At 73.4% G+C, this 21,320-nt stretch carries 12 protein-coding genes, 1 tRNA gene and 1 rRNA gene; 4 read left to right on the top strand and 10 right to left on the bottom strand.

Annotation, left to right across the window (positions count from 1 at the left end; all coding sequences use genetic code 11):
- The first annotated feature begins 172 nt into the window (after positions 1-172).
- The 3 genes from JJI54_RS15740 to JJI54_RS15730 are packed head-to-tail and all read left to right on the top strand — an operon-like array spanning position 173 to position 3,988.
- Positions 173-1,375: a hypothetical protein gene (locus JJI54_RS15740; protein ID WP_203073975.1), complete on the top strand. Its 1,203-nt coding sequence runs from the start codon at positions 173-175 to the stop codon at positions 1,373-1,375.
- Positions 1,365-3,311 (top strand): tetratricopeptide repeat protein, encoded by a 1,947-nt coding sequence (locus tag JJI54_RS15735; protein ID WP_203073974.1) that lies wholly within the window; start codon positions 1,365-1,367, stop codon positions 3,309-3,311. Before JJI54_RS15740 ends, JJI54_RS15735 begins: the two co-directional genes overlap by 11 nt.
- Positions 3,308-3,988: an ABC transporter ATP-binding protein gene (locus JJI54_RS15730; RefSeq protein WP_203073973.1), complete on the top strand. Its 681-nt coding sequence runs from the start codon at positions 3,308-3,310 to the stop codon at positions 3,986-3,988. Before JJI54_RS15735 ends, JJI54_RS15730 begins: the two co-directional genes overlap by 4 nt.
- Positions 3,989-3,997: 9 nt before the next feature.
- On the opposite strand, the gene JJI54_RS15725 is transcribed toward JJI54_RS15730, so the two are convergent.
- From JJI54_RS15725 to JJI54_RS32740, 8 genes are all read right to left on the bottom strand, one after another.
- Complete coding sequence (locus JJI54_RS15725) at positions 3,998-4,684, bottom strand: class I SAM-dependent methyltransferase (protein ID WP_203073972.1); 687 nt, start codon at positions 4,682-4,684, stop codon at positions 3,998-4,000.
- Positions 4,626-5,723 carry a GDP-mannose 4,6-dehydratase gene (locus JJI54_RS15720; protein WP_203073971.1) on the bottom strand — a complete coding sequence of 366 codons (1,098 nt, stop codon included), beginning with the start codon at positions 5,721-5,723 and terminating at the stop codon, positions 4,626-4,628. The genes JJI54_RS15725 and JJI54_RS15720 overlap by 59 nt, the downstream gene beginning before the upstream one ends.
- On the bottom strand, positions 5,716-7,071 hold the full coding sequence (locus tag JJI54_RS15715) for a glycosyltransferase family protein (RefSeq protein WP_203073970.1): 1,356 nt from the start codon (positions 7,069-7,071) through the stop codon (positions 5,716-5,718). The genes JJI54_RS15720 and JJI54_RS15715 overlap by 8 nt, the downstream gene beginning before the upstream one ends.
- A gap of 357 nt (positions 7,072-7,428) precedes the next feature.
- Positions 7,429-9,273, bottom strand: a complete 1,845-nt coding sequence (locus JJI54_RS15710; protein ID WP_203073969.1) for a sulfotransferase family protein — start codon at positions 9,271-9,273, stop codon at positions 7,429-7,431.
- A 130-nt stretch (positions 9,274-9,403) separates the two neighbouring features.
- Positions 9,404-10,636, bottom strand: a complete 1,233-nt coding sequence (locus JJI54_RS15705; RefSeq protein WP_203073968.1) for a glycosyltransferase family protein — start codon at positions 10,634-10,636, stop codon at positions 9,404-9,406.
- The gene (locus JJI54_RS15700) at positions 10,633-11,295 is read right to left on the bottom strand and encodes a CDP-alcohol phosphatidyltransferase family protein (RefSeq protein WP_203073967.1); all 663 of its coding nucleotides are present in this window, start codon (positions 11,293-11,295) and stop codon (positions 10,633-10,635) included. The genes JJI54_RS15705 and JJI54_RS15700 overlap by 4 nt, the downstream gene beginning before the upstream one ends.
- Positions 11,292-12,536: an aminotransferase class I/II-fold pyridoxal phosphate-dependent enzyme gene (locus JJI54_RS15695; RefSeq protein WP_203073966.1), complete on the bottom strand. Its 1,245-nt coding sequence runs from the start codon at positions 12,534-12,536 to the stop codon at positions 11,292-11,294. The genes JJI54_RS15700 and JJI54_RS15695 overlap by 4 nt, the downstream gene beginning before the upstream one ends.
- Complete coding sequence (locus tag JJI54_RS32740) at positions 12,533-19,765, bottom strand: type I polyketide synthase (RefSeq protein ID WP_203073965.1); 7,233 nt, start codon at positions 19,763-19,765, stop codon at positions 12,533-12,535. The genes JJI54_RS15695 and JJI54_RS32740 overlap by 4 nt, the downstream gene beginning before the upstream one ends.
- A 312-nt stretch (positions 19,766-20,077) precedes the next feature.
- Here JJI54_RS32740 and JJI54_RS15685 point away from each other — a divergent pair, with 312 nt between their 5' ends.
- A complete protein-coding gene (locus tag JJI54_RS15685; RefSeq protein ID WP_203073964.1) occupies positions 20,078-20,893 on the top strand; it encodes an SDR family NAD(P)-dependent oxidoreductase in 816 nt (271 codons plus the stop codon).
- 226 nt (positions 20,894-21,119) lie between these two features.
- Here JJI54_RS15685 and JJI54_RS15680 read toward each other — a convergent pair.
- Positions 21,120-21,196: transfer RNA gene (locus JJI54_RS15680), tRNA-Met, on the bottom strand.
- Between the two features lie 45 nt (positions 21,197-21,241).
- Positions 21,242-21,320: ribosomal RNA gene (gene rrf, locus JJI54_RS33180) — 5S ribosomal RNA — on the bottom strand; the annotation flags it as partial.

The following is a 21,320-nucleotide window of genomic DNA, read 5'->3' as shown; positions in this document are numbered from 1 at the left end:
ACCCGCGACACCCGCCTTCAGCGGTGTCGCGGACCGACACGTCCATCGCGGCTGGGATGTGGTGGCGCTTCCTTGTTGCCCGGCGCATCGCGCACAGGTAGAATTTCCCGGTATGTCATCGCCATCGGCGCCCTTGATTCGACCGGCCAGTGACGAGCGCCGATCGGGCGACGTGTCACTGCCGGCCAGGGCTGCGGGCGGGCTGGCGCTGCGCGACGATGGCGCCCCCCTTCGCACCGCCTGGGCGCCGCGGCACCGGTCCCGCAAGGGTCTCCTCCTCGGCCTGCTGCTCTTCGTGCTGCTGCCGCTCGGCGTGACGGCGGGGTACCTGCATGTCCTGGCGGCCGACCAGTATGTCTCCGAATTCCGCTTCACCGTCCGCCGCCAGGCGGTGACGCGCGCCGACCAGCCCTCCGTCATGGGCGCGCTGTCCGGCGTCAACCCGCTCGCCGCCCTGCTGCAGGACAGCGAGATCATCAACCAGTACCTGCGCAGCCGCCAGGCGCTGGACGACCTGCGCGGCGAGGTGGATGTCGTCGCGATGTGGAGCCGGCCGGAGCAGGACTGGCTGTTCCGGCTCGATCCCTCGATGCCGATCGAGCAGCGGCTGCGCTACTGGCGCGGCATGGTGCAGGCCTATCTCGACAACACCACGGGCGTCACCACCGTCCGCGTCTGGGCCTTCACGCCGGAGGATGCGGCACGCCTGGCCGCCGCGCTGCGCGACCAGGCGGAGGCGCTGGTCAACAGCCTCGGCCGGCGATCGCAGGAGGATTGGCTGCGCCAGGCCCAGCGCGACGTGGCGGAAGCCGAGGCCGACCTGCAGCGCGTGCAGCTGCAGATGGCGGAGTTCCGCAACGCGAACGAGATGCTGTTCCCCAGCCTGAACGCCCAGATGGTCAGCCAGGTGGAGACGCGGCTGCGCGAATCGCTGGCGGACCTGCGCAGCCAGCTGGCGGTGCAGATCGCCAGCGGCGGCAACCCGAACGCCGTGCATGTGGACAATCTGCGCCGCCGCGTCGCGAGCCTGGAGCAGGAGGTGCGCCGCGTGCGCGGGGAGCTGACGGGGCCCGCGCAGGAGGGCGAGGCGCAGGACCGTTCCATCGCCACGCGGCTGAGCGGCTATACGGCGCTGGAGGTCGAGGAACGCCTGGCCATCCAGCGCGTGGAACGCGCGCAGACCCAGCTTTCCGTCACCCAGGCGGAAGCGGCCCGGCAGCTCGTCTACCTCACCACCTTCGTGGCCCCCGCCCTGGCGGAGACGTCGGAATGGCCGCGCCGCTGGCTGATCCTGCTGCAGGTGGCGGCGGGCGGCGTGGTGCTGTGGCTGCTGGTGGGCTTCGCGCTGCGCTCCATCCGCGAGCATGCCGCCTAGCCCGCCCCCGCCGGCGGCGCCCGAATGGCCGCCGACGCTCGATACCCCGCTCGACGCCATCGCCCGGCGCTGGCTGGCCAATCCCTTCGAATTCGACGCCCGCGCGCTGGACGTCGCGATCGAGGTCGCCTACCGGGCCGCGTCCTATTCCCTGGCGGCCATCTGGCTGCGCGCCCTGATCGCCGGCTTCCCCGATCGCGACACGCCGGCGCAGCGCTGGCGGCTGGTCGGCGTGCTGCTGCGCGCCGGCGACGAGGCGGCGGCGACGGAGGCGCTGCGCAGCCACCTGCTGCGCATGCCGGAGGACCTGGAGGGCTGGACGCGCCTGGCGGACATGCTGATCCGCCGCGGCGATCCCGATGGCGCGTTGGCGGCGCTGGCGCAGCTGCCGGCCGCGGGGGACCGGGCCGGCGCCCTTTCCATCATCCGCGCCCGCATCCTGCTGCACCTTCGCAAGCCGCTCGAGGCGCGGGCGGTGCTGGAGGCCGTGACGCGGGACGACCCCGCCGCGCATGCGGAGGCCTGCCGGCTGCGCGCCCACATCGCCTCCTCCCTCGGCCAGGCGCGGGAGATGGCGGAAGCCGCGCTGGAAGGGCTGGGCCATGCGCCGGATGACAGCACCCTGCTGATGATCCTGGCCCGGGGCCTGGCCGCGGAACAGGATTGGGACGCTGCGCTGCCGGTCCTGGACCGTGCCGCGGCGGCGGGCGTGGATGATGCGGATTTCCACCATCTGCGCAGCGCCGTGCTGCTGCATCTCGGCCGGCTGCGCGACGCACTGGCCAGCGCGCTGAAGGCCGTCGGCATCAGCGGGGGCGATCCCGCGCATCTCTACCACGCCGCCGCCATCGCGATGCGGCTGCATGACCTGGCGGAGGCGCGCAGCCTGCTGGACCGGCTGCTGGAGGTCGCGCCCACCCATGCCGAGGCCTGGCTGCTGCGGGTGGAGCTGGAAGCCGCGGCCGGGCAGCGGCAGCGGGCGATCGACCTGGCGGAGCAGGCGCGCGCGATCCTGCCCGCGGATGAAAGGCTGCGCCAGCACCGGGCTACGCTGCTGCTGCAGGCGGAGCCGGAGGTCGCCACCCGCCACGCCGCGCTGCCGGACCGCCCGCTGCCCCGCCGCCCCGGCCGGGCGGGCCCGCCGCGGTCGGAGGCCGAGATGCTTCGCCGCGGCCTGACGGGCCAGTTCCGCGCGCTGGAAGCGCTGGTGGGCTACCGCATCCACCACATGACGCAGTTCTCCCGCTTCGGCCTGCTATCCGCCGTGCTGGAGCCGATGCTGCACATGGCCGTGCTGGCGGCGGGCATGTACTACTTCAACCACGGGCGGCCGCCGCTCGGGAAGGACCTGTTCTTCTTCTACGCCACCGGCGTGCTGGTCTTCCTTGCCTTCGCGCATGTCACGCAGCACGCCTTCACCGCCTACCGGGAGGAGGCGAGCCTTCTCCAGGTGCCGCAGCTGCGGCGCGTGGACCTGGTGCTCAGCGTGGCGGTGGCGCATCTCGTGGTGGATGGCATCGCCTGCTTCGTGGTGCTGGGCGGCATGGTGCTGCTGCGCGACCACGCCATGGTGGATGACTGGTGGACGGTGGCGGGCGCCTTCCTGGGCGGCATCGCGCTGGGCACGGGGCTGGCGCTGCTCGGCGCCGCGCTGAACAGCATCAATCGCGGCGTGCAGAAATTCTGGGTCAGCGCGCAGCGCCTGCTCTACATGATCTCCGGCGTCTTCTACCTGCCGATGCACATGCCGGAGGGCGTGCGGGACTGGATGACGCTGAACCCCGTGCTGCACCTGATCGAATGGTTCCGCCACGGCGTCTTCCCGCAATACGAGCCGCCCTGGCTCTCACCGCTCTATGTCCTGCAATGGGCGGCCTGCCTGGCCGTGCTGGGCCTGGCGCTGGAGGTGGCGCTGCGGCGCCATGTGCGGCCATGATGCGCTTCGAGCGCGTGACCAAATCCTATCGCCGCCGCGGCGGCCACCAGGTGATCCTGGATGACGTCTCGCTCGACCTGCCCGGCCGCATGCGCCTCGGCATCCTCGGCCGCAACGGCGCCGGCAAGAGCACCATGCTGAAGCTGCTGGCGGGCAGCGAGCCGGTGGATTCGGGGCGCATCGTGATGGAGGGCGCCGTCTCCTTCCCCATCGGCTTCACCGGCACCTTCCAGCCCATGCTCTCCGCGCGGCAGAACCTGCATTTCCTCTGCACCGTCTATGGCATGGACCATGCCGAGACCGCGGGCTGGGTGGAGGAGTTCACCGAGCTCGGCCCCTATTTCGACATGCCGGTCGCGACCTATTCCTCCGGCATGTTCGCGCGCATGGCGATGGCGGCCAGCTTCGCCTTCGAATTCGACATCTACCTGGTGGACGAGGCCTTCGAGGTCGGCGACGCCGCCTTCCGCGCCAAATGCGCCGCCGCCTTCGATGCGCGGCTGCACGACGCCTCGCTCATCCTGGTGTCGCAGAACATGGACACCATCCGCCGGCATTGCGACTGCGCGGCGGTGATGCATGGCGGCCGCCTCGATGTCTTCGAGCGGCTGGACGATGCCTTCGACCACTACGAGGCGACGCTGCGGCAGGAGGCGGATCCGCGCCCCCGGCCGTAGGGCGCGCCGCTATCCCTTGTTGACGCGGAAGAAGCGGATGAAGGCGTCGCGGTCTTCCGCCAGCTGGACCAGCAGGCCCTGCTCGACCAGCGGCTCCACCCAGGGCTTCACCGTCGGCGTCTCCGGCCGGCCGACATCGTCGATGCCGAGGATGGTGCCGGGGTGGATCAGCGGCATGATGCCTTCCAGCACCGGCGCCATCAGCACATCCATGTCGAGGTCGAGCCAGACGAAGGAGAGCGGCCTGGTGAGCTGCCGCCAGGTCTGCGTGGCATCGCCCTTGACGGGGCGGATGGGCAGCACGTGCGACCAGGCGGTCAGGTGTTCGAAGGCGTTGTCATTGTCCGAATAGGCGCCGACATGCAGCGCCCCGCCGCCGGGATCGTCGATCTGGAAGCCTTCGAAGGTATCGAAGGCATGGATCATCTTGCTGTCCGCCAGGCCGAGTTCGCGCAGCGCCCAGGCGAATTTCAGCGACATGGTGCCGCGGAAGCAGCCGAATTCGACGATGTCGCCGGGGATGGGAAGCGACCGGAAGAACCAGGGCTCGATCACGCCGAGATTCGCTTCCGTGCGGAGATTGTAGATGCTGGCCGGGAGGAGGCCCTTCAGCGTGGGCGGCGGGCCTGCGGTGACGCTAGCTGGCGGCGGGCCTGTCAGCGTGCTGGCCGGCGAGGGAGCGGAGAGCGAGTCCAAGGCGGGGATCTCCCAGGATGGCCGCGCGACGGATGGCGGGCGGCAGGGGTGTGGCGGCGGCGGCGGAGGCGACGCGCCAGGCGGCATCGGCATAGACATCGTCCACGATGTCCCGCACGCGCCGCAGCGGCATCCAGCCGGTACGGCGGCGCAGCCGCGTATTGTCGCCGGCGATCACCGGCTCATCCGTCGGGCGCAGCAGGCTGGTATCCACGTCGGGCAGGGCGCGCTTGCCGGAAATGGCCTCGAACATCGGCAGCAGCGCGCCGACCTCGACCACCTCCTCGCCGCTGATGTTGTAGGCTTCGCCCGGCGCGCCCTTCTGGGCGAGGCCGATCAGCGCCTCGATCAGGTCCGCCACATGCAGGAAGGCGCGGCGGGTGCGGAGGTTGCCGACGCGCAGCGTGCCCCCTTCCGGCGGCAGCGCCGCGATGCGGCGCGCGAAGTCGGACACGACATCGCCCTTCTTGCGCGGGCCGCTGCAGTTGAAGATGCGCGCGCGGATGCTGCGGATGCCGTCCGATTTCCAGTACTGGAAGGCCAGCAGGTCCGTCGCCGCCTTGCTGACGCCGTAGGGATGCAGCGGCAGCAGGGCCGCATCCTCCGTGATCGGCCCGTCGGAGTTGAGCAGGCTGGCGCCGTAGGAGGCGGAGGAGGAGGCCACCACCACGACGGGATCATAGGCCGGGCTGCGGCGGCGCAGCGCGCGCACGGCTTCGAACACGTTGGCGGTGCCGACGACGTTCGTCTCCAGCGTCTCCTGCGGCCGTTCCCAGGAGACGGTGGGGTAGCTCTGCGCCGCCAGGTGGAAGATGACGGTCGGGCGAAGCCGCTCGATCACCTCCATCACATGCTGGCCGTAGCGGACATCCATCTCCACCAGCCGGTCCGCGCAGGGCAGTTCGCGCAGATCCGTGGTGGGCTTGGTGTAGGTGCCCGTCACCGAGGCGCATTCCGCCTGCAGCCTTTCGTACATGTGCGAGCCCACCATGCCGCAGGCACCGGTGATCAGCACGTTCCACTGCGCGCGGTCAGGCATCGATCAGATCCATGTAGGTTTGAACCATGCCGCGGGGATTGTAGGTCTGGAGGGCCTTCTCCCGGTTCCCGGCCAGTTCGTCGCGGAAGTTGGGGAAGCGCTGCAGCGCTTCCGCCAGCTCGACGAAATTGCCGATGTTGAAGAAATTCATCGCGCCCGCGAAGTACTGGCCCATCTCCCGGAACACGGGCGCGTTGCTGAACAGCGCGTCCGATCCGAATTCCACCGCCATGGTCGCAGGGCCGGATCCGGATTGCCCCGACATCGTCTTGATGTAGGGGTGAACGGCGTAGTCCATGGCGTGGTAGAAGCGGGGCATCTCCTCGTCGCTCACCTGGCCGAGGAAGTGGATGCGGTCGCGCAGGTCGCGGCTGGGCAGGAAGTTGCGGAATTCGGAGTAGCGGAACAGCTCCGTTCGGATCTGCTGCTTCTCATAGGATACCGGCTTCATGGCCTGCCCCTCCCCCGGCATCGCCACCACCGCCTGGTCGGCCGCGCCCGGTCCGTTCTGCGTCAGGCCGAAGGCCAGGAGCTGGCGCACATAGGGGCCGATGTCGCGATCCGGCGACAGGCCCTGCGGGTGTTCCCCGCCGATGATGGACAGGTGCCAGTCATCCGGCAGGTATTCCAGCGCCTTCATCGCCGTCATGTGGCCCTTGTAGGCATTCAGGAAGCCATAGACGGCGAAGTGCTTGTGCCGGGGGTCGAGCCCCACCTTGGTCAGGAAGGCGTCGCGGTCCACGGAGGCGCGGACGGCATCCGCCTGTTCGCGGGTGAAGTAGGTGATGGGGTAGTTGGTGATGCGGTCCAGCCCGTAGAAGCGCTTCAGCAGCGTCTCGTCGCTGCGGCAGAAGGTCATCACCTTCACATGCCGCGCCTTGCCGACCAGCTTCCAGAAGCGCCCGATCTCATCCACCAGGCCGCCGACGGTCAGGTGCGCATAGGCACGCCGCAGGTCGCGGTCGATCAGCGCATCCAGCGCGGAGATCACGCCGGCACCGGCGGAGGCGCGATCGAAGCCGTGCACGGTCATGACGACGTTGCGGGATGCGTTCAGCAGCTGCGCCACGCGGCGGTAGGAGGTGCGGCGATTGCTGCCATAGAGCCCGGGTTCGAACTGCAGCAGCACGGCATCGTAGTCACGCAATTCGCTGGCGATCTGCGCCACCGCCTGGTCGCCCTTGTTGCGGATGACGCGCGGCGTCTGCACGCGGAGCAGGGAGACCGGAAGCCGCTTCACCTCCACCCGGTGGCCCGCGGCTTCGAGATGGACCTTGAGGCGGGAGCTGTAGAAGGCCGCGCCGCATTCCTCGTTATAGCTTGAAACGATCGCCAGTCTCTTGCCCATCAGGATCAGTCCCCCGTCTCGGGCCAATCGCGGCCCCGGGCCGGTGTACCGCCAGCCGGATCGAGCCGATGCGGCACCCGGCGCCCGCACTGGTCTTCAACCCACGCTAACAGAAGCCCGCGACTTCGCACCAGGGGTAGAACAACTCACTGTGAAACTATCGCCACGCGATCCTCGGGCGCCCGTTGCGCGCCGCCCGGCCCGCATGGCCGGCCGGCGGGGGCGCCGGGCCGCGCGCCACCGCCCTGCCCCGGCGCCCCGCCGATCCGGCGGCTCGGCCCGGCTTCTACTGTCGCGGGCGGGCTGTCCTACTCAACCACGCAAGTATCGCGCCGATCGTTAATGGCGCGATCGTCGTCACGGCTGCCGCGTCGCCTCATCGGCCAGCCAGTCGAGCAGGGTGGCGAAGTTCATCACCGCCTCCCCCATCATCCGGACCGCGCGGGGATCCCCGCGGCCCGGCGCATCGGGCACAAGCTCCACCGGCCCGAAGCCGGGCGGCGGCGGGACATCCGCGAGGCGCGCCAGCGCATAGGCGGCATGGCCGCGCACCTCCTCCGCCAGCCGGGCGCGGCTTTCCACGGGCAGCCCCGCCGCCTCGGCGCCGGCGCCGGCCAGGTCGATCACCGCGGCGAAGACATCGGCCGGGGAGAGGCAGCCGCCGGCCCGTTCCCAGCCTTGCGGGAAGGCCAGGTCGAAGCGGCGGCAGAAGGCTTCCGCGACGCGGCCGAAGCCCAGCACGGCCTCCATCTCCGTGGCCGGCGCGGGCTGCGCGCGCAGCGCGGCGATGGCCTGCTTGACCGCGACATGGCCGCGGACGCGGTCCTCCCCATGGCGGCGCAGCGCCGCCCGGGTCGCCTGGCAGCCGGCGCCATGCCCGCAGACCGGCAGGGGCGCGACCCAGTCATCCGCCGTGATGGTGAAGCCGGCAACCTCCAGCCCGAGGTCGCCTTCCGCCGGCAGCAGGATGGCCAGGTCGCACAGCCCGTCCCGCACCAGCGCGAAGGGCGCGCGCAGCCGCCAGACGCCGTCCGGCATCACGCCGGCCTCGAAATCCGTCACGCGGTCGCCGCAGCGCAGCCGCGCGCCGAGCAGGGCGCTTTCCTCCACCGCGCCGAAGACGTCGAGGGCGAGCACATAGCCCCCCATCTCGCCACGGAAGGACAGGCAGGGCTGGTCGCGCGACCAGCGGCTGAAGCGGCCATCCTCCCGCACATGATGCGGGTGCCAGCCCGGCCCGCCCGGCGCGGCCGCCGCATCCACCTCCACGCGGCCGCCACGCCCCACGCGGCGGCCGAGATAGTCGGCGCGCGCGGAGGGCCGGAGCGCCGGCCGCGCCGCCGCGATGCGCCGGGCTTCGCGCAGCAGGATCTCATCCAGCCGGATGAAGGGGGCGATGGCCTCCGCGACGCCTGGCAGGCTCTCATCCCCGATGGCGCTGCGGGCATTCAGCACCGGCACCCGGGGCGCCGGGGGCAGGCCGAGATGGCGGCAGAGGAGGGGCACATCCTCCTCGATCCGGTCCGCGAGCCCGATGAAGGAAAGGCGGTGCAGCTTGGCCAGGGCGACATCGAGGATCGCCTCCGCCTCGCTCTCCAGGAAGGCCAGGAATTCCCGCCCCGATCCGAACAGCGTGCAGGGTTCGCCGAAGGCCAGTTCCTCGCAGCGCTCGCGGCCGAGCCTGGCGGCCAGCACCGGCCACAGCCCCATCGACAGCGTCTGGTGGTTCCACACCGACGTCATGGCGATCGGGTGGTCGGTGATGGCGTCGATGAAGCCCCAGATGTCGAGGGTCCTGAACAGCGCCATGGCCCGCGACGGGGCCTCCGGCGCCGCGGCCAGGTCCTCGTCGCTGGCCTGCGACCATTGCCGCCGCTCGGACAGGAAGCGCGCCAGCGGATCGCGGAAGAAGGCGAAGAGGAAGGCGCCCGGCTCCTCGAACCAGTCGATGGCGCCGTGGCCGTGGATGTAGAGGTAGCGGGCGCGGTCGTTGGGCGTGATGCGGCTGGTGATCGCGGCATGCCGCAAATCGCTGGCGCGGGCCGACCGCTCCGTCGCGACCAGGTCGCCCAGCAGCGAATGCATCGTCGTGCCGCCCGTCTTGCGGATGTGCAGGAACCGGATCGGCCGGGCCGGCGCCTCGGCGGCACGGCTGCCGGCCAGGGGCGCGACGGGGTCATCCACGCAGAACTCGGTGCTCATCCGGCATCATCCAGTCCGGGCCCGCATCTGGCGTGCGGCCGATCAGCCGCGGTTGGAAAGCCAGGCCGCGCCAGACGCCGCCACCGCAATGATCGGCATCATTCGCCCCTGGGTCAATTATCCATGACACTCATGCAACACGGGGTTGTGCCGACGCCCCGGCGGCCAGGCGCCGGTGCAGCGTGCAATAGAGCGCGGTGTTGCTCGCGGTGCCGAAGGGAAGCGCGGCGCCATCCGCCGGCCGCGGCCCCGGCGCCAGGATGCGCTGCGCCAGTTCCACGGGGTTGCCGACATCGAACAGCGCCATCCGCCCCGGCATGGCGCGATCCAGCTGCAGGAAGTTGCGGGTGCGGGATGCGACGACCCGGCAGCCCAGTTCCAGCGCGATGGCGATGGCGCCGCTGCTGGTCTGCCCGACCTCGAGGTAGGGCAGCGCCACCACGTCGCACACCGCCATCGCCCGCGCGAATGCCGCATCGGGCGGGCTGCCCATGAAGTGCACGCGGTGGAACAGGCCGCCGCCGCAGGCCTCCACCAGCCGCTTGAGGTAGGGGTCGATCGGCTGGTGCGGCCGGTAGCGCTGGCTGTGCACATTGCCGAAGAGGAGGAGGTGATGCGTCGGCGGCAGCAGCCGCAGCGCCTCGATCGCCGTCTCGATTCCCTTGTAGGGGGACAGGAAGCCGAAGATGCCGACCAGCACGGCATCGGGCGGCAGGGCAGCGAGCTGGGGGAAATCGGCGCGGCTCGCGGATTGGCGCAGCGCGCGGGCGGCGTCCTGCGGCAGGAAGGCCAGCGGATGATGCTCGACCGTCCGGTAGCCATGCAGGTCCCGCAGCAGCCGCGCTTCCCGCGCGCCATGCACGATGAGGCCGAAGGGGCGCCTGCGTTCCGCCTGCCGCATCAGCCGGTGCAGGCCGCGCGCCAGCCGCGCCTCATGCACCGCGGCGACGAAGCGGCCGAAGGCGCCCGGCGCGCCGCCGGCCAGGATGGCGCCCCAGGGCGTGCCCTCCGGCTCCGGCACCCGGTGCAGCGTCAGGGTGAGCGCCCGCGCGGCCTCCATCATCCAGCCCAGCCGGCGCAGGATCTGCGGCGGCGTGAGGCCGAGCGTGCCGAATTCGAGCTGGATGTTCACCGCATCGGCCTCGCGGAGCCGGGCGGCGATATCCCGGATGTGGCGGTCGCCCAGCGCGCTGATGCGCGGATGCGTGTTCAGCAGCAGCCCCTGGTCGAGGTCGAGGACCTCCACCTCCATCGAGGCCTGGAGCAACGGCACCAGCGCGCGCGTGTAGCTGGCGATGCCGCAGAGCTCGTCGAAGGTGCTGACCATGGCGAGGCGAAGCCGCGGCGCCTCCTCGCCCCTCATCGCCGCATGCCGGCATCGCGGGCGGCGGCGTCGCGCAGATCCGCCACCAGGGCGCTGGCATAGCCCCAGGCCATGGCCGCGACCCAGGCCCAGCAGCCGAGGTCCAGCACCGTCCAGCCCATCAGCACGGGCGAAGCGGGCGGCGCCAGCGCCAGCATCGCGGCGCAGGCCGCGAAGACCACCCGCAATTCCGTGGTGCCGACCGGCCCGGCCGAGAGGTCCAGCACATTCGTCACCACCAGCCGCGCCGCCGCCAGGTTCACCAGCATGAAATGCAGCGCGACCGCGATGAAGGGCAGCGCCGGCCACAGCAGCCCCGATGCGGCGAAGCCGATCGCCAGCGCCAGGTAGCCCAGCATGTCGAGCCCGTTGTCGAGGATGTAGCCGCGCCGCGGCCGCGCTTCGCCCCGGTGCCGCGCCAGCCTTCCATCCAGTGAATCGCCGAACCAGTTCGCCCCGATCCCGGCCATCGCCAGCAGGCACCATCCCGGCCCCGAGGCCGCCAGCGCGAAGCCCAGCGCCGCGGCCAGCGCGCCCGCGAGCCCGAGCGCCGAGAGCATGTCGGGCGTCACCCATCCCGGCAGGCGCGGCAGCAGCGCATCCAGCGCGCGCGCCTCCGGCGCCGCCAGCAGCCCGCCATTGCGCCGCAGCGGCGTCACGCCGCCGCCAGCCCGGCCAGCGCCGCCAGCGCGGCCTCGATATCCGGGGCGGCATGGGCGGCGGAGGCGAAGAAGCGCAGCCGCGCCGTGCCCTCCGGCACGCCGGGCGGCAGCACGGGGAAGGTGCAGATGCCCGCCTCCTCCAGCGCCTGCGCGGCATGCAGCGTGGCCGGCACCTCGCCGAGGATCACCGGCACGATCCCCTCCCCCCAGGCGGTGCCGGCATCGAGGCCGAGGTTGCGCACGCCATCCACCAGCGCCCGGCTGTTGGCGCGCAGCCGCGCCACGCGATCCGGCTCCTGCCGCAGCAGGCGCAGCGCGGCCAGCGATGCGGCGGCGACGGGCGGCGGCATGCCGACGCTGAACACCAGCCCCGGCGCCCGCGCCCGCATGATGTCCACCAGCGCGCGCGACCCGCAGACATAGCCGCCGCAGCCGACGAGGGATTTCGACAGCGTGCCGAACCAGACCTCCACATCCCGCGGGTCCACCCCGGCATGTTCCGCGATGCCCCGGCCGGTCGCGCCCAGCACGCCCAGCGCATGGGCCTCATCCATCATCAGCCAGCAATCGTGGCGCTGCTTGATGCGCAGCAGCGCCCGCAGGTCCGGCCCATCGCCGGACATGGAGAACAGCCCCTCCGACACGATCAGCACCTTGTCGTGCAGGTGGCGGGACCGCCGCAGCACCTCCTCCAGGTGGTCGAGGTCGTTGTGCCGGAAGGCGAGCCGCGCGGCGCGGCAGGATTCCGCGCCCAGCACCAGGCAGTTATGGGCCAGCGCGTCATGCACCACGAGGTCGCGCGGCCCCATCAGCGTCAGGATGACGGAGATCGCGGTGGCATGGCCGCTGACGAAGACCGCGGCGGCCTCGGTCCCGGTGAAATCCGCCAGCTCCCGCTCCAGTTCGCCATGCACCGCGCGCTCGCCGGAGGTCATGCGGCTGCCGCCGGCGGAGATGCCCCACCGCGCCGCGGCGTCCCGCGCCGCTTCCAGCACCGCCGGATGCCGGTTCAGGCCGAGGTAGTCGTAGCTGGCGAAGTTCCGCATCGCCCGGCCGTCGAGCTGAGCCTGCCCGCCGGGCAGCGCGTCGCGTTCGCGGTAATAGGGGTCCCGCACGCCGAGCACGCCGCCCCAGTAGCGTTCCTGCTCGATCTCGGCATGGAGGGGGTGTTGCAGGAAGGGGTCCTGCCGCGCCGGCGCCGCCGCCGGCAGGGCGCGCTGCCGCACCGGGCGGTTCATGCGCGCAGCGCCCCCGCCCCCGCCCCCGCCCCCGCCCCCGCCACGGCATCGGCATCGGCATCGGCATCGGCCGGGCCGCCCGCCGCCGGGCGGGCCGGCGGCCCGGCATCGCCCTCGGCCTCCGCCCCCAGCAGGGAGGGCAGCAGGCGGTGCACCAACTGGCGGGCGGATTGCCCGCCGCCCAGCGCCGCGAGGCCCGTCATCGCCGCGCCGGTCCGCTTCTCCAGCGCCATGCGCAGCTCCAGCGCCATCAGCGAATCGAGCCCGAGGTCGATGAGGTTGCGGTCCACATCCACCTCCTCCACCGGCAGGCGCAGGATGCGCCCGACCTCCTCCCGCACCGCGTCCAGCAGCCTGCCCGCCGCTTCCTCCCGCGGCAGGCGCGCCAGGTCCAGCAGCGCGCCGCCGGCCGCTTCCTCCTGCGCCCCCGCGGCGAAGAGTTCGGCGAAGAGGGGCGAGCGGAGCGTGGCAAGCCCGCGCGCCCCCGGCGCCCAATGCGCCACCGTGTAGGCGCTGACGGCGGGCGCGGCGGCGGGGTCGCCGAGCAGACGGCCGAGATGGTCCAGCGCCTCCGCCGTCGTGATGCCCGCGACACCCGTCGTGGCGCGCAGCCGTTCCGCCAGGCCGCGCGTGCGCGCGATGACGCCGCTATCCGCGATGGCGCCCCAGCAGACCGCGATCGCGGGCAGGCCGCGGCCGCGCATCTCCCGCACCGCGCCCTCCAGGAAGCCGTTGGCGGCGACATAGGCGCCCTGCCCGGGGCTGCCGACCATGGTCGTCACCGAGGAACAGGCCACCAGGTATTGCAGCGCATCCCCCGCCAGCGCGGCGCCGACCGCGCGGATGCCATCGACCTTCGGCGCCAGCACGCGGTCCAGCGTCTCCGCCGCCACGCCGGACAGCAGCCCGTCCTCCAGCACCATGGCGGTGTGGACGATGCCGGCGATGCGCCCATGCGCGGCGCGCCAGCCGGCCAGCGCCTCCGCCACCGCGGCGGCATCGGTGACATCCAGCGCCGCCACCTCGAACCGCAGCCCCGCCGCGCGCAGCGCCTCGATCCGCGGCAGCGCCGCCGCTTCCACCACGCCGCGGCGCGATGCGACGAGGATCGCCTTCGCGCCGCGATCCGCGAGCCATAGGGCGATGGCGAGGCCGAAGCCGCCCGTGCCGCCCAGCACCACATGCAGGCCGGGCGCGGGCGCGAAGGCCGGGGGCGGGGGCGCCACGCCCCGGGGGGCGGGCCGGACGACGATCTTGCCGACATGGCCGGAGGCCTGCATCAGCCGGAAGCCGTCCGCGACCGCCGCGCCATCCAGCACCAGCGCCGGCAGGGGCGGATGGGTGCCGGCCTGCACCGCGCCCAGCGCGGCGGCGGCGGCTTCCAGCGCCGCGGCCGGCGCATGCGCCAGCAACTGATCCAGATCGACGCCGATGAAGGCGATGTTGCGCGCGAAGGGCCGGAGGCCGATCCGCGTATTCTCCAGGAAATCCCGCTTGCCGAGTTCGACGAAGCGGCCGAAGGGGCGCACCAGGCGCAGCGTCGCGCGCATCGCCTCCCCGGCCACGGAGTTCAGCACCACATCGACGCCATCCACCACGGCGCGGACCCGGTCCTCGAAATCCGCGGCGCGGGAATCGACGACGGCATCGGCGCCGAGCCGCCGCAGCAGGGCGCGCTTTTCCGGCGTGCCGGCGGCGGCGATCACCCGCGCGCCGCGCGCCCGCGCGATGCCGAGTGCCGCCAGCCCCACCGCGCCGGCGGCGCCATGGACCAGCAGCGTCTCCCCGGCCCGCAGCGCGGCGCGGTCCACCAGCGCGTGCCAGGCCGTGGTCGCCGCCACCGGCAGGGCCGCGGCGGCTTCGATGGAAAGCCCCGTTGGCGCGGGCAGGAGTTGCGCCGCCCGCACCAGCAGGTGCGAGGCGAAGGCATTCTCCGCGAAGCCGACCACCGCCGCGCCGGGCCGCAGGTGGTCCGGCACGCCGGGGCCGGCGCGCAGCACATGGCCGGCAAATTCGAAGCCGAGGCTGCCGCCCGTCAGCCCCTCTCCCAGGATCTCCTCGTCCAGCAGCCCGATCGCCAGCATCACGTCGCGGAAGTTCAGCCCGGTGGCGGCGACCGCGACCTCGACCTCCCCGGGCCCGGGTGCCGCGCGCGGGGCGATGGTCCAGCCGAGGCCGTCGATCCCGGCTCCCGCCTGCGCCAGCACCGTCCTCTCCCCGGGGCCGGGCGGGCGGGTGGCGGGCCGCGCCCGGCGCAGACGCGCGACGGTGGCACCGCCCGCGCCGAGCCGGATGTCCCGCTCCGGCGATGCCAGGTGGTCCCGCAGCGCCGCCGCCAGGCCACCCGGCGCCGCGCCCGGCGCCAGCCGGAGCACGCCGATATCGACGTCCTGGCATTCATTGGCGAGGCTGCGCGCCACCGCCGCGGTCGCCTCCGGCAGCGCACCATCGCCCTCGCACAGCACCAGCAGGCGGTGGCCGGCAAGGCCCTGGGCCAGGTCGCGCAGGCGCAGGATGCGGTCGCGCAGCGCCGCCCTTTCCCCGCCCGCGGGCCCGGCTTCCAGGTCCAGCACCAGGGCGCCGGGGGCCGCGCCGGGCAGGGTGCCGGCGAAGGGCAGCAGGTCGAAGCCCGGGAAGAGGTCGCGCGCGCGCGCCATCGCGGCGGGGCGCACATGCAGCGCCGGCAGCGGCGCCGCCTGGCCGGCGGGCGGGGCGGCATTCGCGGCGAAGAGCAGCAGCCCCGCGCCGCTGTCATCCAGCCTTTCGCCCAGCGCCGGGCCGAGGCCGGCGGCCAGCGCCGCCTCCCGCGTCTCGGCCGGCAGGGGCCATTGGCCGACGGGGGCGCGGGGATCGGCGGTCAGCGCCCACCACCCCTCCTCCGCCCCATGCAGCAGGTCGATCACCGGGTCATGCGGCGGCACGCCGAGGATGACGGGCACCGCGCCGCGCAGCGCCTCCAGCTGCCGCAGCGGCAGGGATGGCGTCGCATCCAGCGGCAGCACGACGACGCAGGCCGCGAGGTCCGGCGGCGGGGCGGGCGTCTCCGCCGCGTTGCGCACGCCGACCAGGCCGCGCGCGCCCAGGCGCGCCAGCACCGCTTCCGCCCGGCGCGGGGTCGCGGTCAGCACCTCCAGCGCCAGCCTCCCCTCCCGCAGCGCGGGCAGCAGGCGGGGCAGCAGCCCTTCCAGCCCCGGCTCCAGCAGCGCGACCCGCAGCGGCGCGCCCGGCGCCGCGCGGCCCAGGATCGCCGCCGCCACCGCCTCCATCGTCGGCGCCACCAGCAGGGACCGGGCCAGCCAGCCATCCCGCGGCTCCGCCGCCGCCGCCACGCCGCCCTGCAGGAAGGCGCCGAGCCGGTCCATGGCGCCGGACGCGGCGCGGAGATCGGCCACCGCCTCCGGGCTTTGCCGCAGCAGGTCACGCAGCGCCGCCTCCGGCGACGGGGCCTCCCGCAGCTGGCCATCGGCGGCCAGCGCGCCCCTCTCCCGCAGCAGGTCCAGCAGCGCGTGCCACAGGGGGCGCGAAGCCTCGGGCAGCGGCGGTTCCTCCGCCGGGACGGGGCCGGGGCCCGTGACGGCGCGCACCAGCGCGGTGGCGGTCGCCACGGCCCAGCTGGCCAGCGCCGGCACCGGCCCCGCGACCACTGCCGGCAGCGCCGCCTGGTGCCGCAGCGCGGCCTGGCGGGCGGCCTCGTCATGGTCGAAGGGCAGGATGATGCGGTCCTCGTCCCGCCAGGCGGCGAAGACGACGCGGCGCATGACGCCGCCTTCCACCCGCGCCACCAGCGCGCCATCGGCGGACAGGAAATCCACATCCACCACCCGCGTGCCGCGGGTGCGGCGGACCACGCGCAGGACCGAGCGCGCGATCCTGGTCCGCGGCGCGAAGAGCGAGAGCCGCCCGACCCGGACCGGCAATTCGCCCGCCGCCACCTGCGGCGAAGGCAACAGGTCGAGGAACAGGCCATGCAGGGCCGCGTCGAAGGCGGCGGGGTCCGTCACCATCACCGGGGGAAAGGCGCCGAGGTCGGGCGCCGGCCCATCGAGCGCCGTGACGAAGCCGCCGGGGACGCGGTGCAGCGCGGTGACCGCCCTGAACGCCCCGCTGTAGTCCAGCCGGGCGCGCGCCGCCGCGGCATAGACCGCCTCCGCCCCCACGGCCTCACCCTCCGCCGCCGGGACCGCCACCGCGGGAGCCTCCCCGGCCAGGACCTGCACGGCGGCGCGGGCGTGCAGGACGAAGGGCTCCCCATGGTCCGATCGCGGGCGGGAGCGCACGGCGATGGTCTGCTCCGCCGCCTCCACGGTCACGCTGACCTCCCGCGTCACCCCCGGCTCCAGCACCAGGGCGCGGAGGATGTCGAGGTCCGTGAGCCGCAGCCGCGCCGTGCCGAGCAGCTGTTCGGCCACGGCGGCCATCATCTCGATGAAGCCGGTCGCGGGCAGCACGACCTGGCCATCCACCCGGTGGCCGGCCAGGAAGGGCACGGTTTCCAGGCTCAGCGCATGCCGCCATTCCGGTCCGCCGGGTGCCAGCCGCGTGCCGGCCAGGGGATGGCAGCCCGCGGTGCCGGCTTCGCCCTCATACAGGCTGTAGGCTTCGGGCGTCCGGTCGATGACGAAATGGCCTCGGTTCCAGGCCATGGGGGGCAGGATGCGGCGGCCGCGGCCGCTGCCCCAGAAGCGCGGGGTGGCGCCCCGGGCCACGGCTTCCGCCACGATGGCGCGCACCGGATCGGCCTTCACCGGCGGGGAGATGGCGAGGCTGCCCATGACACCCACCGCCCGGCCGGCGCGGCGCGCGACGTCGGCGATGGCGCTGCCGAGCAGGGGGCGGGGGCCGATCTCGATGAAGAGGTCGGCATGGTCCAGCGCCACGGCCATGGCGGGGGCGAAGAGCACCGGGGAGCGGATATTGTCCCACCAGTAGCGCGCATCGAAGGCGGTGCCCGCGGCGAGCTGGCCCGTGACGGCGGAGATGACCGGCACGCGCGCCGGCCCGGGCGCCAGCCGCGCCAGGGCCTGCAGGATGGTCTCCCGCTCCGGCTCCAGCAGCGCGTGGTGGAAGGGGTAGTCGATGTCGAGCAGGACGGAGGGGATGGCATCCCGCCGCGCCGCGGCCATGACGGCGCGGATCGCCGCGGCGGGGCCGGAGACGGTGGTGGAGGCCGGGCCGTTCTCCGCCGCGACCTCGACCCGCGCGGCGGGGGATGCGCCATCCTCCCGCGCCAATGCCTCCGCCAGGGCGCGCGCGCGGGCGGCGTCGCAGCCCAGCACGGCCATGCGGCCCAGGCCGCGGATCGCTTCCTGGCAGGCGCTGCGCGCGACGATGAGCTGCGCCGCCTGGGCGCGGCCGAGGATGCCGGCGGAGGCCGCTGCCGCGACCTCCCCCACCGAATGGCCGAGCACCAGCGCCGGCCGCAGGCCCTGCGCCGCCAGCGCATCCACCAGCCCGAGCTGGATGGCGTAGAGCGCCGTCTGCGCCGCGGTGGTGGCGGCCAGCCGTTCCTCCGCATCCGGGGCATGGAGGGTTTCGAGCGGACAGGCGCCGCCGGCTTCCCGGATCAGCGCGGCCGTTGCCTCGACGCTCGCGCGGAAGGCGGCGGAGCGTTCCAGCGCCTCCAGCGCCATGCCGGCGTATTGGCAGCCATTGCCGGTGAAGACGAAGGCGATGCGCGCGCGGGGGACCAGCGCCTCCGCCATCCGCGCGCCGGGCGCCGTGCCGCGCAGCGCCGAAGCGGGGTCCGGGTCCTCCGCCAGGTCGATCACCAGGCGATGGCGCAGCAGGTCCCGGCTGGCGGCGGCCGCGCCGGCCACCGCCGCGCTGCCATGGCCATCCACTGCCGCCGCGTAACCCGCCGCGAGGCGCGACAGCCCTTCCCGCGTCGGCGCGGAGACGACGAGGAGGTCCGGCGCCTCCCCGGGTGGCGGTTCCGCATCGGCGGCGCCAGGCCCTTCCAGGATCGCATGCGCGTTGGTGCCGCCGAAGCCGTAGTTGCACAGGCCGGCCAACAGGGGTTCGCCCGCCGGCAGGTCGATCGGCCGGCTGGCGGGGGCCAGGTTCAGCGCCGCCACGTCGATGGCCGGGTTGGTGGCGTCCAGGTGCAGCGTCGCGGGCAGGTGGCGGTGCCGCAGCGCCAGCATGGCCTTGGCGAGGCCCGCCAGGCCCGAGACCGCTTCCAGATGCCCGATATTCGACTTCACGGAACCGACCGGCAGGCGATGCTCCCGGCACTGGCCCAGCGCCTCCCCGATCGCCCGCGCCTCCACCGGGTCCCCGACCGCGGTGCCGGTGCCATGCGCCTCGACGAAGGCGAGGGCGCGCGGGCTGATCGAAGCCTGGGCGTAGGTGGCGGCCAGCAGCGCCCGCTGCCCCTCCGCCGAGGGGAAGGCGATGCCGTTCTTCCGCCCGTCCGAATTCACGCCGACCGCGCGCAGCCGGCCGCGCGCGGGCAGCGCGCCGCCGGCCCCGCCCCGCCCCAGCACCAGGGCGACGGCGCCTTCCGCCCGCACATAGCCATCGGCCGCCGCGGCGAAGGGGCGGCACCGCCCCGTCGGCGACAGCATGCCGGCGCGGGAGAAGCCGACGAAGGGCGCGGGCGAGGAGAGGATGTTCACCCCCGCCACGATGGCCAGCTCCACCTCCCCCCGGTCCAGCGCCACCGCCGCCTGGTGCAGCGCGACGAGGGAGGAGGAGCAGGCGGTATCCACCGTCATGCTCGGCCCGCGCAGGTCGAAGACGTAGGAGACGCGGTTGGCCAGGATGGAGAGGCTGTTGCCCACCATGAAATGCGCGCCGATCGCGCCGAGGTCGAGCAGCGGCACATTCGCGTAGTCCGTGGCGGAGGCGCCGACGAAGACGCCGACCTGCCGCCGCGCCAGGCTGGAGGGCGCGATGCCGGCATCCTCCAGCGCCTCCCACACCACTTCCAGCAGCACGCGCTGCTGCGGGTCCGTCTGCGCGGCCTCTCGCGGGGAGAAGCCGAAGGCGGCGGCGTCGAAGGCGAAGATGTCGTCGAGGTAGCCGCCGGCGAAGGTGTAGGCGGTGCCGCGCGCCGTGCGGTCGGGGCTCAGGAAGCGTTCAGGCCGCCATCGCCCGGCCGGCACCGAATCGGAGACGCTGCAACGCCCCTCGCGCAGCAGCGACCAGAAGGCGTCCAGGTTCGGCGCGCCAGGCAGGCGGACGGCGAGACCCCGCACATCGAGCCCGTTCCCGGGCGAGCAGATCACCCGCCCATCCCAGGCGAGGCGCCGCCGCGACCTTCACGCGACAAGGGGCGACAACCCCTGGCGCTGGTCGGGGCGTCCCGTGGCGCAGCCCCCGGCCGCCCGCTGGTTACCCCCTTGGGCGCGCGCCGGCGCCGCGGCAAACCCGATGCAGTGGCGAAGCGCCGGACCGGGCCGGATGGTCGTTGGCATGCCGCATTCATATCCCCAGGCCATCCCGCGCCGGAAGAGGAAAGAACGCATGACGCGATTTCGGACGCCCGCAAAGAACCAGGGGGTGTTTACCCCGGGGGTCCGGTGGCGGATGATCCGGCGATGGGGCTTGCGATCATCACGGGGGGCTCCAGCGGCATCGGCCTGGCGATGGCCCGCCTGCTGCTGGAGCGCGGCATGCATGTGCTGGCCATCGCGCGCGACGCGGCGGCGCTGGGCGCGGCGCGGGAGAGCCTCGGCCCGCTGGGCCGGCGCTACCAGGCCTGTGCCTGCGACGTCAGGGCCGCGGCCGCGCTGGACGCCGCCTGTGCCGGGGCGATCGGGCGATACGGACCTCCGGCCCTTGCCATCGCCTGCGCCGGCATCGCGAGGCCCGGCCGGTTCCTCGACCTGCCGGCGGCCGATCACGCGGAGGCGATGGCGACCAACTACCTCGGCAGCCTGCACCTGGCCCGCGCCTGCCTGCCCGCCATGGCGGCGGCCGGCAGCGGGCGGCTGCTGCTGGTGTCATCGGCCGCGGCGCTCGGCACCTTCCATGGCTTCTCCGCCTATACCCCCTCCAAGGCGGCGGTGCGGGCGCTGGGCGAGGCGCTGGCGCTGGAGATGGCGCCGCATGGCGTCAGCGTGACCATCGCCTTCCCGCCGGATACGGACACGCCGCAGCTGCACGCGGAACTCGGCCAGCGCACGGCGGTGGCGCGCGCCTATCTGGCGGGTGCGCCGGTCCTGCCGGCGGAGGCGGTGGCGAAGGCGCTGCTGGCCGCGACGGAGGCGGGGCGGCGGCAGGTCGCGCCCGGGATGGGCCCGCGCGCGATGCTGGCGTTGCCGGTGCTGACGGGCTGGATCGGGCGCTGGCGCCAGTCGCGCTTGGCGCGGCGGCTGGACCGTGGTCCCTGGCATGGTGGTGGAGCGCGTTGATCCGCCCCGCGCTCAGCCATCCAGCACACGCGCCGACCGGGCTTCCGCACTGAGCTGGTCGAGAGCGGGGTCGCGCAAGGGGTGGCTGTGACCAGGCCGTCGTGACGCCAAACAGGTAAGCGCCGACGGCAAAGGACGCGGGTTGGCGCTTTGGCGTTGTTGATTGTGTTGTTGGGTTGTGGACGCGAAACAGCCCTTAGATCGGTGATCTAAGGGCTTGGTTCGTTGGATGCGGGGACAGGATTTGAACCTGTGACCTTCAGGTTATGAGCCTGACGAGCTACCGGGCTGCTCCACCCCGCGGTGGTGTGTGTGTTCAAACGGTGAGGAGTACGATCCGGCGTGGTGGCCCGGCGGCGACCGACTCTCCCGCATCTTGAGATGCAGTACCATGGGCGCTGGAGTGTTTCACGGCCGAGTTCGGGAT

This window comes from Falsiroseomonas ponticola (assembly GCF_016805305.1).
Lineage (GTDB): Bacteria > Pseudomonadota > Alphaproteobacteria > Acetobacterales > Acetobacteraceae > Falsiroseomonas > Falsiroseomonas ponticola.
This window is presented reverse-complemented; position numbering and strand designations above follow the sequence as displayed.

Excerpts from the sequence above, each read along its gene's own strand:
- JJI54_RS15735 (WP_203073974.1), top strand. The coding sequence starts at position 1,365 with ATGCCGCCTAGCCCGCCCCCGCCGGCGGCGCCCGAATGGCCGCCGACG.
- JJI54_RS15730 (WP_203073973.1), top strand. The coding sequence starts at position 3,308 with ATGATGCGCTTCGAGCGCGTGACCAAATCCTATCGCCGCCGCGGCGGC.
- JJI54_RS15720 (WP_203073971.1), bottom strand. The coding sequence starts at position 5,723 with ATGCCTGACCGCGCGCAGTGGAACGTGCTGATCACCGGTGCCTGCGGC.
- JJI54_RS15715 (WP_203073970.1), bottom strand. The coding sequence starts at position 7,071 with ATGGGCAAGAGACTGGCGATCGTTTCAAGCTATAACGAGGAATGCGGC.
- JJI54_RS15710 (WP_203073969.1), bottom strand. The coding sequence starts at position 9,273 with ATGAGCACCGAGTTCTGCGTGGATGACCCCGTCGCGCCCCTGGCCGGC.
- JJI54_RS15705 (WP_203073968.1), bottom strand. The coding sequence starts at position 10,636 with ATGAGGGGCGAGGAGGCGCCGCGGCTTCGCCTCGCCATGGTCAGCACC.
- JJI54_RS15695 (WP_203073966.1), bottom strand. The coding sequence starts at position 12,536 with ATGAACCGCCCGGTGCGGCAGCGCGCCCTGCCGGCGGCGGCGCCGGCG.
- JJI54_RS15685 (WP_203073964.1), top strand. The coding sequence starts at position 20,078 with ATGGGGCTTGCGATCATCACGGGGGGCTCCAGCGGCATCGGCCTGGCG.